This window comes from Streptomyces sp. NPDC028308, from assembly GCF_055565855.1.
In genome coordinates, this window is sequence record NZ_JBVHTO010000011.1 from 192,394 (window position 1) to 203,325 (window position 10,932).

13 protein-coding genes are annotated in these 10,932 nt (G+C 72.6%); 6 read left to right on the top strand and 7 right to left on the bottom strand.

The genetic code is table 11. The features are described 5' to 3' along the window. Positions 1-68: 68 nt before the first annotated feature. The 4 genes from nhaA to ACZ4VA_RS25895 all read left to right on the top strand — a co-directional run bounded on the left by nhaA (position 69) and on the right by ACZ4VA_RS25895 (position 3,332). A complete protein-coding gene (nhaA, locus tag ACZ4VA_RS25880) occupies positions 69-1,520 on the top strand; it encodes a Na+/H+ antiporter NhaA (RefSeq protein WP_356163801.1) in 1,452 nt (483 codons plus the stop codon). Between the two features lie 43 nt (positions 1,521-1,563). Beyond that, a complete protein-coding gene (locus ACZ4VA_RS25885; protein ID WP_355788197.1) occupies positions 1,564-2,052 on the top strand; it encodes a phage holin family protein in 489 nt (162 codons plus the stop codon). Next, a complete protein-coding gene (locus ACZ4VA_RS25890) occupies positions 2,049-2,999 on the top strand; it encodes an alpha/beta fold hydrolase (protein ID WP_355788194.1) in 951 nt (316 codons plus the stop codon). Before ACZ4VA_RS25885 ends, ACZ4VA_RS25890 begins: the two co-directional genes overlap by 4 nt. A 153-nt stretch (positions 3,000-3,152) precedes the next feature. Further along, complete coding sequence (locus ACZ4VA_RS25895) at positions 3,153-3,332, top strand: hypothetical protein (RefSeq protein WP_355788191.1); 180 nt, start codon at positions 3,153-3,155, stop codon at positions 3,330-3,332. A gap of 82 nt (positions 3,333-3,414) precedes the next feature. On the opposite strand, the gene ACZ4VA_RS25900 is transcribed toward ACZ4VA_RS25895, so the two are convergent. The 3 genes from ACZ4VA_RS25900 to nth all read right to left on the bottom strand — a co-directional run bounded on the left by ACZ4VA_RS25900 (position 3,415) and on the right by nth (position 6,530). Next, a complete protein-coding gene (locus ACZ4VA_RS25900) occupies positions 3,415-4,614 on the bottom strand; it encodes a MarP family serine protease (protein WP_355788188.1) in 1,200 nt (399 codons plus the stop codon). 13 nt (positions 4,615-4,627) lie between these two features. After that, positions 4,628-5,305 carry an NUDIX hydrolase gene (locus ACZ4VA_RS25905; protein WP_355788200.1) on the bottom strand — a complete coding sequence of 226 codons (678 nt, stop codon included), beginning with the start codon at positions 5,303-5,305 and terminating at the stop codon, positions 4,628-4,630. Between the two features lie 133 nt (positions 5,306-5,438). Further along, the gene (gene nth, locus ACZ4VA_RS25910) at positions 5,439-6,530 is read right to left on the bottom strand and encodes an endonuclease III (protein ID WP_468082607.1); all 1,092 of its coding nucleotides are present in this window, start codon (positions 6,528-6,530) and stop codon (positions 5,439-5,441) included. A 329-nt stretch (positions 6,531-6,859) separates the two neighbouring features. Here nth and ACZ4VA_RS25915 point away from each other — a divergent pair, with 329 nt between their 5' ends. Together ACZ4VA_RS25915 and ACZ4VA_RS25920 are read left to right on the top strand one after the other, a co-directional pair. After that, a complete protein-coding gene (locus ACZ4VA_RS25915; RefSeq protein WP_016642758.1) occupies positions 6,860-7,534 on the top strand; it encodes a Crp/Fnr family transcriptional regulator in 675 nt (224 codons plus the stop codon). Positions 7,535-7,654: 120 nt separating this feature from the next. Continuing rightward, positions 7,655-8,473 (top strand): nucleotidyltransferase domain-containing protein, encoded by an 819-nt coding sequence (locus ACZ4VA_RS25920; protein ID WP_356163800.1) that lies wholly within the window; start codon positions 7,655-7,657, stop codon positions 8,471-8,473. 17 nt (positions 8,474-8,490) lie between these two features. Here the strand turns inward: ACZ4VA_RS25920 and ACZ4VA_RS25925 are convergent, their stop codons facing one another. The 4 genes from ACZ4VA_RS25925 to ACZ4VA_RS25940 all read right to left on the bottom strand — a co-directional run bounded on the left by ACZ4VA_RS25925 (position 8,491) and on the right by ACZ4VA_RS25940 (position 10,913). Further along, positions 8,491-9,321: an MBL fold metallo-hydrolase gene (locus ACZ4VA_RS25925; protein ID WP_468082608.1), complete on the bottom strand. Its 831-nt coding sequence runs from the start codon at positions 9,319-9,321 to the stop codon at positions 8,491-8,493. Then, a complete protein-coding gene (locus tag ACZ4VA_RS25930; RefSeq protein ID WP_355791570.1) occupies positions 9,318-10,187 on the bottom strand; it encodes an NUDIX hydrolase in 870 nt (289 codons plus the stop codon). The genes ACZ4VA_RS25925 and ACZ4VA_RS25930 overlap by 4 nt, the downstream gene beginning before the upstream one ends. A 100-nt stretch (positions 10,188-10,287) precedes the next feature. Further along, positions 10,288-10,755, bottom strand: a complete 468-nt coding sequence (locus ACZ4VA_RS25935; protein ID WP_355791573.1) for a RidA family protein — start codon at positions 10,753-10,755, stop codon at positions 10,288-10,290. Then, positions 10,752-10,913 carry a DUF4177 domain-containing protein gene (locus ACZ4VA_RS25940; RefSeq protein WP_010986011.1) on the bottom strand — a complete coding sequence of 54 codons (162 nt, stop codon included), beginning with the start codon at positions 10,911-10,913 and terminating at the stop codon, positions 10,752-10,754. The genes ACZ4VA_RS25935 and ACZ4VA_RS25940 overlap by 4 nt, the downstream gene beginning before the upstream one ends. Positions 10,914-10,932: the final 19 nt, after the last annotated feature.

Genomic DNA, 10,932 nt, shown 5'->3' on the forward strand with positions numbered 1-10,932 from the left:
GACCTAGGTGCGCCGGGAAGTCTGGTCGGCATGTGCTCTGCCCTGCCTACCGACCGGAGGTCTCCCCCGTGACCGCGCCCAGCACCGCCACCCGCAAGTTCCTCGGCCGCCTCTCCCTGCCCGAGCGGAACTTCGTCGCGAACGCGCTGCGCGCCGAGACCGTCGGCGGCGTCCTGTTGCTCGTCGCCGCGATCGCCGCGCTGGTCTGGGCGAACGTACCCGCGCTCCAGGACAGCTACGAGAGCGTCCGCGACTTCCACCTCGGGCCCTCCGCCCTGGGGCTCGACCTGTCCGTCGAACACTGGGCGGCCGACGGCCTGCTCGCCGTCTTCTTCTTCGTCGCCGGCATCGAACTCAAGCGCGAGCTCGTCGCGGGCGACCTGCGGGACCCGAAAGCCGCGCTGCTGCCCGTCGTCGCCGCGATCTGCGGCATGGCCGTACCGGCGCTCGTCTACACCCTGGTCAACGTCACCGGCGGCGGCTCCCTCCAGGGCTGGGCGGTGCCGACCGCGACCGACATCGCCTTCGCGCTGGCCGTCCTCGCCGTCATCGGCACGTCCCTGCCGTCCGCCCTGCGGGCCTTCCTGCTGACGCTCGCCGTCGTCGACGACCTGTTCGCCATCCTGATCATCGCGGTCTTCTTCACCGACCGGCTGAACTTCGCGGCGCTCGGCGGCGCCGTCGCCGCCCTCGCCGTCTTCTGGCTGCTGCTGCGCAAGGGCGTACGCGGCTGGTACGTGTACGTCCCGCTGGCCCTCGTCGTGTGGGGCCTGATGTACAACAGCGGCATCCACGCCACCATCGCCGGTGTCGCCATGGGCCTGATGCTGCGCTGCCACCGGCGCGAGGACGGACCGGGCGGAAAGCCCGAGGAGCAGTCCCCCGGCGAGCGTGTCGAACACCTGGTGCGCCCGCTGTCGGCAGGGCTCGCCGTCCCGCTGTTCGCCCTGTTCAGCGCCGGTGTCGCGATCTCCGGGGGCGCGCTGGGCGACGTCTTCACCCGGCCCGAGACGCTCGGCGTGATCCTCGGCCTCGTCGTCGGCAAGGCGGTCGGCATCTTCGGCGGGACCTGGCTGACGGCCCGCTTCACCCGGGCCTCCCTGAGCGAGGACCTGGCCTGGCCGGACGTCTTCGCGGTCTCCTCCCTCGCCGGCATTGGCTTCACCGTCTCGCTGCTCATCGACGAACTCGCCTTCAAGGGCCACCCGGTGCTGGCCGACGAGGTCAAGGCGGCCGTCCTCTTCGGCTCGCTCATCGCGGCCGTACTCGCCTCCGTCCTGCTGAAGCTGCGGAACGCCAAGTACCGCGGGCTGTGCGAGGAGGAGGACCGCGACGAGGACCAGGACGGCATCCCCGACATCTACGAACTGGACAACCCGGAGTACCACTTGCGCATGGCCGCCATCCACGAGGGGAAGGCAGCCGAGCACCGCAGGCTGGCCGCGGAGATGGAGGCCGAGCGACGCGCGCTTGCCGAAGTGACGGGCGGGGCAGGCGAGGAGAACGCCGGTCCGGCATGATCTGACAGGACCGCACGATCACACGCAGAAGAGGGAGATCGCGATGAGCGCACCCGACGGCAGCCCGGTCGGCGCCGAACGCAGCATCGGCCAGCTGTTCGCCTCGGCGACGACCGAGATGTCCGCACTGGTGCACGACGAGATCGCACTGGCGAAGGCGCAGCTCAAGCATGACGTCAAGCGCGGGGCGGCCAGCGGCGGGGCGTTCTCCGCGGCAGGCGCGGTGCTGATCTTCTCCCTGCCGATGCTGAGCTTCGCCCTGGCGTACGGCATCCGGACCTGGAGCGACTGGAACCTCGCGGTCTGCTTCCTGCTCTCCTTCGCCGCGAACGTGCTGGTCGCCGGGGTGCTCGCGCTGATCGGCACGGTCTTCGCGAAGAAGGCCAAGAAGGGCAAGGGCCCGCAGAAGGTCGCCGCCTCGATGAAGGAGTCGGCGGGCGTCCTGCAGAACGCCAAGCCCCACCCCCGTGAGGTGGCGGCGCAGCAGCGTGTCCCGGAGGCCATCGAGGCTGTGGCACGCTCATCCTCATGACGGACCCCGCCACACCTTCGGCTCAACCCGCCTCGGCCGTACGACTCGACGTGCCCGGCGGGAAAGAGGTCGTCCACCGGGACGTCGCGGCCAACGGCGCGCGCTTCCACATCGCGGAGCTCGGTGACGGGCCGCTGGTCCTGCTGCTGCACGGCTTCCCGCAGTTCTGGTGGGCCTGGCGCCACCAGATGGTCGCCCTCGCCGACGCGGGCTTCCGCGCCGTCGCCATGGACCTGCGGGGAGTCGGCGGCAGCGACCGCACCCCGCGCGGTTACGACCCGGCGAACCTGGCGCTCGACATCACCGGCGTCGTCCGTTCCCTGGGCGAGCCCGACGCCGCGCTGGTCGGCCACGACCTCGGCGGCTACCTGGCGTGGACGGCGGCCGTGATGCGGCCCAAGCTCGTCCGCCGGCTCGCGGTGTCCTCGATGCCGCACCCCCGGCGCTGGCGGTCGGCGATGCTCTCGGACGTCAGGCAGACGGCCGCGGGTTCCTACATCTGGGGGTTCCAGCGGCCCTGGGTCCCCGAGCGCCAACTCGTGGCCGACGACGCCGCTCTGGTGGGCCGTCTGATGCGCGAATGGTCGGGGCCGCGCCCGCCGGAGGACGAGGCCGTGGACGCGTACCGGCGTGCCATGTGCATCCCCTCGACGGCGCACTGCGCGATCGAACCGTACCGCTGGATGGTGCGCTCGATGGCCCGTCCGGACGGTATCCAGTTCAACCGGCGGATGAAGCGGCCGCTGCGGGTGCCGACGCTGCATCTGCACGGTTCGCTGGACCCCGTGATGCGCACGCGCAGCGCGGCCGGTTCCGGGCAGTACGTCGAAGCCCCGTACCGCTGGCGGCTGTTCGACGGGCTCGGGCACTTCCCGCACGAGGAGGACCCGACGGCGTTCTCCACCGAGCTCATCAACTGGCTGCAGGACCCCGAACCCGACCGGTGAACTCCCCGCGCGCGTCCGGTCGGTGACCGTTTGGACACGTTCGGCACCCGTCGGCGAACGCCTGTCCTTCGAACAGCCAAATGCCCCGCGCATAGGCCAATTGGGGGCCCGGGAGGCGGTTACCGACCATGAGGCCCGGGCAGACGTCGGGGTATGGGCTGGACGCACGACTACAGTGACGCAGCACGCACCCGTCGCTCGGCCACGGGCCTGAGCTCCCACCAGAGGGGTGCCCCGCAGCTGCCGGGCACGGACCTCAGGTTGGGGATCCCGCACATTCTGCGCCGCCGGGCCCGCTGGGTCTCGGCGCGGCTCCGTCACACCCGCGGCTGACCCGCCGCCGGGGCGTCAGGGCACTTCCGGCCGGGCGGCTCGCCGTACCCCGCGGACCGCTCCTCCTCGGACAGACTCCGCGTCAGAGCGCGCAGCTGTCGCTGTCGACCTGCTGGTTGGCCCTGCGTCCCTTGGTGACATCCTCACGGACCTCGTCCGCGGTGAGCGCGTAGCCGGTCTCGTCGTTGTCGAGCGACTTCGCGAAGACCACGCCGTACACCTTGCCGTCCGGGGTGAGCAGCGGGCCGCCGGAGTTGCCCTGGCGGACGATCGCGTACAGCGAGTAGACGTCGCGCCGGACCGTGCCGCGGTGGTAGATGTCCGGGCCGTTGGCGGTGAGCCGGCCGCGCACGCGCGCGGGCTGCACGTTGTACGAGCCGTTCTGCGGGAAGCCGGCGACGATCGCGCCGTCGTCCCTGGTCGCGTCGTCGGACGTGAACCGCAGGGCCGGCGCGCGCAGGTTCGGCACGTCCAGTACGGCGATGTCGCGCTCCCAGTCGTAGAGCACGACCGTCGCGTCGTAGCGCCGGCCCTCGCCGCCTATCTGGACGGTGGGCTCGTCGACTCCGCCGACCACGTGCGCGTTGGTCATCACGCGGCGCTCGCCGAAGACGAAGCCGGTGCCTTCGAGGACCTTCCCGCAACTCTGCGCGGTGCCCATGACCTTGACGATGGACTTCTTCGCGCGGGTGGCCACCGCGCTCTTGGCGAGGGCCGGGTCCGGGGGCTGGACCTCGGTGATCGGCTCGTTCGCGAACGGGCTGAAGACCTGCGGGAAGCCGTTCTGCGCGAGGACCGAGGAGAAGTCGGCGAACCAGGTGTCCGCCTGGGCGGGCAGCGCCCGCGAGACGCCCAGCAGCACCTTGGAGTTGCGGACCTCCTTGCCGAGCGTCGGCAGCGTCGTGCCCGCGAGGGCCGAGCCGATGAGCCAGGCCACGAGCAGCATCGCCACCACGTTGACCAGGGCGCCGCCCGTCGCGTCCAGGGCGCGGGCGGGCGACCAGGTGATGTACCGGCGCAGCTTGTTGCCGAGGTGGGTGGTGAGGGCCTGGCCGACGGAGGCGCAGACGATCACGACGATCACCGCCACGACGGCCGCCGACGTACTGACTTCGGAGTCGTCGGTCATGGCGCCCCAGACCACCGGGAGCAGATAGACCGCGACGAGCCCGCCGCCCAGGAAGCCGATCACCGACAGGATGCCGACGACGAAGCCCTGGCGATAGCCCACGATCGCGAACCACACGGCGGCGACCAGCAACAGGATGTCCAGCACATTCACGGAGGCCACCCTGTCATGCGCGCCAGTCGAGCGGGACCTGCTTCTCCCGGTCCCAGGGCAGCTCCCAGCCCGCGTAGTGCAGGATCCTGTCGATGATGCCGGCCGTGAAGCCCCACACGAGGGCCGATTCGACCAGGAATGCCGGGCCGCGGTGGCCGCTCGGATGAACCGTCGTCGCCCGGTTGGCGGGGTCCGTGAGATCCGCCACGGGGACCGTGAAGACGCGGGCGGTCTCGGCGGGATCGACCGCGTCGACCGGGGTGGGGCGGCGCCACCAGCCGAGCACCGGTGTCACCACGAAGTGGCTCACCGGGATGTAGAGGCGGGGCAGCACGCCGAAGAGCTGCACGCCGCTCGGGTCGAGGCCGGTCTCCTCCTCGGCCTCGCGCAGCGCGGCCCGCAGCGGGCCGTCGCCCTCGGGGTCGCCGTCCTCCGGGTCCAGGGCGCCGCCGGGGAACGACGGCTGGCCCGCGTGCGATCTCAGCGAGCTGGCGCGCTCCATGAGCAGCAGCTCCGGGCCGCGCTCCCCCTCGCCGAAGAGGACCAGCACGGCGGACTGGCGGCCCGCGCCGTCGGCGGGCGGCAGGAAGCGGCTCAGCTGGAGCGGCTTGACCGTCTCCGCGGCGCGCGCCACCGGCTCCAGCCAGCCGGGCAGGCCGTCCTTGCTCAGCGCGATCGGGTCGGCGGGCATGCCGTGTCCGTGCCGCGCGTTGTGGCCCTGGTGTGTGTCGTGGCCCTGGTGCGTATGACTCGCGTGCGTCATCGCCACCCCCGTTCTGCCGGTCTCAACGCGTGCGGGGCCGCGGATCGTTCCGCGCCGCAGGTCATCCGGTGCCCAGGGGCGGTGCCGCGATGCCACCCGCGTCCAGGTAGGCCTGCGGGGGCTTGAGCCGCTGGCCCGGGAAGCCGCCCTTCTCGTACTTCAGGAGCTTCCTCGCCTTCTCGGGGTCCGTCTCGCCCTCCCCGTACGCCGGGCAGAGTGGGGCGATGGGGCAGGCGCCGCAGGCGGGCTTGCGGGCGTGGCAGATGCGGCGGCCGTGGAAGATCACGTGGTGCGAGAGCATCGTCCAGTCGCTCTTCGGGAAGAGGGCGCCGACCGCCGCCTCGACCTTGTCCGGGTCGGTCTCCTCGGTCCACTGCCAGCGGCGCACGAGCCGCCCGAAGTGGGTGTCCACGGTGATCCCGGGCCGTCCGAAGGCGTTGCCCAGCACCACGAAGGCGGTCTTGCGGCCGACTCCGGGCAGCTTGACCAGGTCCTCCAGACGGCCGGGGACCTCGCCCCCGAAGTCGTCCCGAATGGCCTTGGAGAGCCCTATGACCGACTTGGTCTTGGCGCGGAAGAACCCGGTGGGCCGCAGGATCTCCTCGACCTCCTCGGGGTTGGCGGCGGCCAGGTCCTCGGGGGTGGGGTACTTCGCGAAGAGCGCCGGGGTCGTCTGGTTCACCCGCAGGTCGGTCGTCTGCGCGGACAGCACGGTGGCGATCACCAGCTGGAACGCGTTCTCGAAGTCCAGCTCCGGGTGGGCGTACGGGTACACCTCGGCGAGCTCGCGGTTGATGCGGCGGGCCCGGCGGACGAGTGCGGGGTCGGGCTTGGCCGGCGGCGGGGTCTTCTTGGCGGCGGGCGCCTTGCCGGCCGGGACCTTCTTGGCGGTCGCCTTTTTGGCCGGCGTCTTCGCGACCGGCGCCTTCGCGGCCTTCGTCGCCTTCTTGGCGGGGGCCGCCTTCTTCGCGGCGGCGGTCCGGGGCTCGGCGGCCGCCTTCTTCGCTGCGGCCCCCGTCGGGGCGGTGGTCTTCTCGGCGGGCGCCGGCTTCTTCACAGTGGCCTTCGTCTTCTTCGCGGGCTTCTCTGGCTTCTCGGTGGCAGGGCTGCCGACAGCGGCGGCGGGCGTCTCGGCGGCGGACCGCGCCGGCACCGACGCCGCCGCATTTGTCGGATTACCGGTTCCGTCCGTGGCCTGTTCGCCCACAGCGGAATCACGACGTACAACCACCCGCCCAGCCCCCTTGGCCTGTGCTCTCACCGGCGATTTGGACACCCGGCCAGCCTAAAGCCCGGCACCGACATCCGCCCCGGACCCTGAAGATCGGCCCCCAATTGGCCCCCTGCCGCACTCCCCAGGACGCCGGTGCGGCAGACTTGTGACTGATCACACTGTTTGGACCGCCCGGCAAAATGGGGAACACGGTCCCCTGGCACACGGGGGAGCAAGATCCCCTGAGCAGGTCGACAAGGAGAGAACTCGTGGACGACGTTCTGCGGCGCGCCCCGCTCTTCGCGGCGCTCGATGACGAGCAGGCCGCGGAGCTCCGCGCCTCCATGAGTGAGGTGACCCTCGCGCGCGGTGACGCTCTGTTCCACGAGGGCGACCCCGGGGACCGGCTGTACGTGGTCACCGAGGGCAAGGTGAAGCTCCACCGCACCTCCCCCGACGGCCGGGAGAACATGCTGGCCGTCCTCGGCCCCGGTGAGCTGATCGGCGAGCTGTCGCTGTTCGACCCGGGCCCGCGTACGGCCACGGCCAGCGCGCTCACCGAGGTCAAGCTGCTCGGCCTCGGCCACGGCGACCTCCAGCCCTGGCTGAACGCGCGGCCCGAGGTGGCCGCCGCCCTGCTGCGCGCCGTCGCCCGGCGCCTGCGCAAGACCAACGACCAGATGTCCGACCTGGTCTTCTCGGACGTGCCGGGCCGCGTGGCCCGCGCGCTGCTCGACCTCTCCCGCCGCTTCGGCGTGCAGTCGGAGGAGGGCATCCACGTCGTGCACGACCTGACGCAGGAGGAGCTGGCCCAGCTGGTCGGCGCCTCGCGCGAGACGGTCAACAAGGCACTCGCCGACTTCGCCGGCCGCGGCTGGCTCCGGCTGGAGGCCCGCGCCGTGATCCTCCTGGACGTGGAGCGCCTCGCGAAGCGCTCGCGCTGACGCCTTCTTCCGCCGTACGACGACGGGGTCCCGCCTCCGGGCGTGGCCCCGTCGTCGTCGTGGCCGCCCGTTCCCGCCCTCCGCCGATCGGGCGTCCGAGGGGTCGGGCAGAGTGGGGGCGTGGACGGACGTGTGCGGCGCAGGGGGCTCGACGCCCAGGGGTACATCGCCCGCGAGGGGTCGCTCGCGAAGGTCCCGCCCGCCTTCCGGCCCCTGGTCGCCGCCGCACGCACGCGCGTGGCCGACGTCTTCGGGGCTCGACTGGACAGCGCGTACCTGTACGGCTCCGTCCCGCGCGGCACCGCGCGCCCGGGCCGCAGCGACCTGGACCTGCTACTCGTGCTGCGCGACGAGCCCACCGAGGCGGACCGGGCCGACGCCCGGCTCCTCGACGCGGCCCTCGACCGGGAGTTCGACCAGATCGACGGTGCCGGGACCCTGCTGGTGAGCCGCGTGCAGGCCGTGAGCGATCTGGAGCGGCACGACCTCGGCTGGTTCCTCGCCTGCCTGTGCACGCCCCTGCTCGGCGCGGATCTCGCCGTACATCTGCCGCGCTACCGCCCCGATTCCCTGCTCGCCCGGGAGACCAACGGCGACCTCGCGCTGCTGCTGCCCGGCTGGCGTGAGCGCGTCCGGGAGGCGGGCGACCGCGAGGAGGCGCTGCGCCCGCTGGTGCGGGGGATGTCCCGCCGTCTGGTCCGCACCGGCTTCACGCTCGTCATGCCGCGCTGGAACGGCTGGACGAGCGATCTGCGGGAGATGGCCGAGGCGTTCGGCACGTACCACCCGGAGCGGGCCCCGCAGATGCGCGAGGCGGCCCTTCTCGGGTACGAGCCGCGCGGGGACCTCGCCGTCCTGCGGGCGTACACCGACGACCTGGGGCCGTGGCTGGCCGGGGAGTACGCGCGCGTGCACGGCGTCAAAGCGCCCCGGCCCTGAGCACCCCCGAGGGGACGTCAGATGAGACCGTGCTCCTGGAGGTAGTCCAGCTGGGCCCGTACCGACAGCTCCGCCGCCGGCCACAGCGAGCGGTCGACGTCTGCGTACACGTGGGCGACGACCTCTTCAGGTGCACGGAAGCCGTTCTCGACCGCCGTCTCCACCTGCGCCAGCCGGTGGGCCCGGTGGGCGAGGTAGAACTCGACCGCGCCCTGGGCGTCCTCCAGGACGGGCCCGTGGCCCGGCAGGACAGTGTGGACGCCGTCGTCGACCGTCAGGGACCTCAGCCGCCGCAGGGAGTCGAGATAGTCCCCCAGGCGGCCGTCGGGGTGGGCCACGAGGGTCGTGCCGCGACCGAGCACGGTGTCCCCGGTCAGGACGGCCCGGTCGGCCGGGAGATGGAAGCACAGCGAGTCGGAGGTGTGCCCGGGCGTCGGCACGACCCGCAGTTCGAGGCCGCCGACGGTGATGACGTCCCCATGGGCGAGCCCCTCGTCACCGAGCCGCAGCGCCGGGTCCAGCGCCCGCACCTTCGTGCCGGTCAGCCCGGCGAACCGCGCGGCGCCCTCCGCGTGGTCCGGATGGCCGTGCGTGAGCAGCGTGAGCGCGATCCGCTTGCCGGCCCGCCGGGCCGTGTCCACGACGTTCCGCAGGTGTCCTTCGTCCAGGGGGCCCGGGTCGACGACGACCGCGAAGTCGGAGTCCGGCTCGGACAGCAGCCAGGTGTTGGTGCCGTCCAGGGTCATCGCGGACGCGTTGGGGGCCAGGACGTTCACCGCGCGCTCGGTGGCGGGGCCGGACAGGACCCCGCCGCGCGGCTGTCCGGGAAGGGCTGCTGCTTCCGTCATGCGGGGGCTCCACCGGTCGGGATGTGCTTGGTGAACTCGTCGTGCCCCGGCCAGGACAGGACCACCTCGTCGCCCTCCAGGCGGGCCCGCGCCAGCACGGGGGTCAGGTCGCGGTCCGGCGCGGCGGCGAGGGCCTCGGCCGCCGTGCCGTACGGGAGCAGCTGACGCAGCGTCGCGATGGTCGGCGGCATCATGAGCAGCTCGCCCTTGTCGTACCCCGCCGCCGCGTCCGCGGGCGTGATCCACACCGTGCGGTCGGCCTCCGTGGAGGCGTTGCGGGTGCGCTGCCCCTCCGGGAGGGCGGCGACGAAGAACCAGGTGTCGTAGCGGCGCGGCTCGAACTCGGGGGTGATCCAGCGGGTCCAGGCGCCGAGCAGGTCCGACCTCAGGACGAGTCCCCTGCGGTCCAGGAACTCGGCGAAGGACAGGTCCCGGGCGACGAGGGCCGCGCGGTCCGCCTCCCAGTCCTCGCCCGTGGTGTCGCCGACCACGGTGTCCGGGGTGGGCCCGGCGAGCAGGACACCGGCCTCCTCGTACGTCTCCCGGACCGCCGCGCAGACGACGGCCTGGGCGGACGTGTCGTCCACGCCGAGCCGGTCCGCCCACCACGCGCGCGTGGGACCCGCCCAGCGGATGTGGCGCTCGTCGTCGCGGTGGTCCACGCCGCCGCCCGGATACGCGTACGCGCCCCCGGCGAAGGCCATGGAGGCGCGTCTGCGCAGCATGTGCACCACGGGGGCGCCTTCGGTGTCCTTGAGCAGCATGACGGTGGCCGCCCGTCGCGGGGCGGCCGGTGTGAGGGTGCCGTCCGCGAGCGCACGGATCCGCTCGGGCCACTCCGGTGGGTACCACTGCCCATTCGCCATGGCGGGAGGCTATCCCGTGGCGCGCTGATGTTCGAGAGCGGCCGTCGGGCCGCCCCCCGGGGGTGGCGCCCGGACCGGACGCCCGCCCCGGGGCGGCAGGTCACGCCTCGGTCAGCTCCACCTGGATCTCGACCTCGACCGGCGCGTCCAGCGGCAGGACCGCCACGCCGACCGCGCTGCGGGCGTGCACGCCCTTGTCGCCGAGGACCTCGCCCAGCAGCTCGCTCGCGCCGTTCAGGACACCCGGCTGGCCGGTGAAGTCCGAGGCGGAGGCGACGAAGCCGACGACCTTCACGACACGCGCGACGCGGTCCAGGTCGCCCGCCACGGACTTGACCGCGGCGAGGGCGTTCAGCGCGCAGATTCGCGCCAGGTTCTTGGCCTCCTCGGCCGTGACCTCGGCGCCGACCTTGCCGGTCACCGGAAGCTTGCCGTCCACCATCGGCAGCTGGCCGGCCGTGTAGACGTACACGCCGGAGCGCACGGCCGGCTGGTAGGCGGCCAGCGGCGGTACGACCGCCGGCAGCGTCAGGCCGAGCTCCCGGAGCCTGGACTCGACGGCACTCATGCCTGCCTCTCCCGCTTCAGGTAGGCCACCAGCTGCTCGGGGTTGTTCGGCCCGGGCACGACCTGGACGAGCTCCCAGCCGTCCTCGCCCCAGGTGTCCAGAATCTGCTTCGTGGCATGGACGAGCAGAGGCACGGTTGCGTATTCCCACTTGGTCATGTGGCCGACTGTATCCGCT

Bases quoted from the DNA above. Each gene is read 5' to 3' on its own strand.
- ACZ4VA_RS25885 (WP_355788197.1), top strand. From the start codon at position 1,564: ATGAGCGCACCCGACGGCAGCCCGGTCGGCGCCGAACGCAGCATCGGC.
- ACZ4VA_RS25925 (WP_468082608.1), bottom strand. From the start codon at position 9,321: ATGACGGAAGCAGCAGCCCTTCCCGGACAGCCGCGCGGCGGGGTCCTG.
- ACZ4VA_RS25890 (WP_355788194.1), top strand. From the start codon at position 2,049: ATGACGGACCCCGCCACACCTTCGGCTCAACCCGCCTCGGCCGTACGA.
- ACZ4VA_RS25935 (WP_355791573.1), bottom strand. From the start codon at position 10,755: ATGAGTGCCGTCGAGTCCAGGCTCCGGGAGCTCGGCCTGACGCTGCCG.
- ACZ4VA_RS25930 (WP_355791570.1), bottom strand. From the start codon at position 10,187: ATGGCGAATGGGCAGTGGTACCCACCGGAGTGGCCCGAGCGGATCCGT.
- ACZ4VA_RS25895 (WP_355788191.1), top strand. From the start codon at position 3,153: ATGGGCTGGACGCACGACTACAGTGACGCAGCACGCACCCGTCGCTCG.
- ACZ4VA_RS25905 (WP_355788200.1), bottom strand. From the start codon at position 5,305: ATGCCCGCCGACCCGATCGCGCTGAGCAAGGACGGCCTGCCCGGCTGG.
- ACZ4VA_RS25940 (WP_010986011.1), bottom strand. From the start codon at position 10,913: ATGACCAAGTGGGAATACGCAACCGTGCCTCTGCTCGTCCATGCCACG.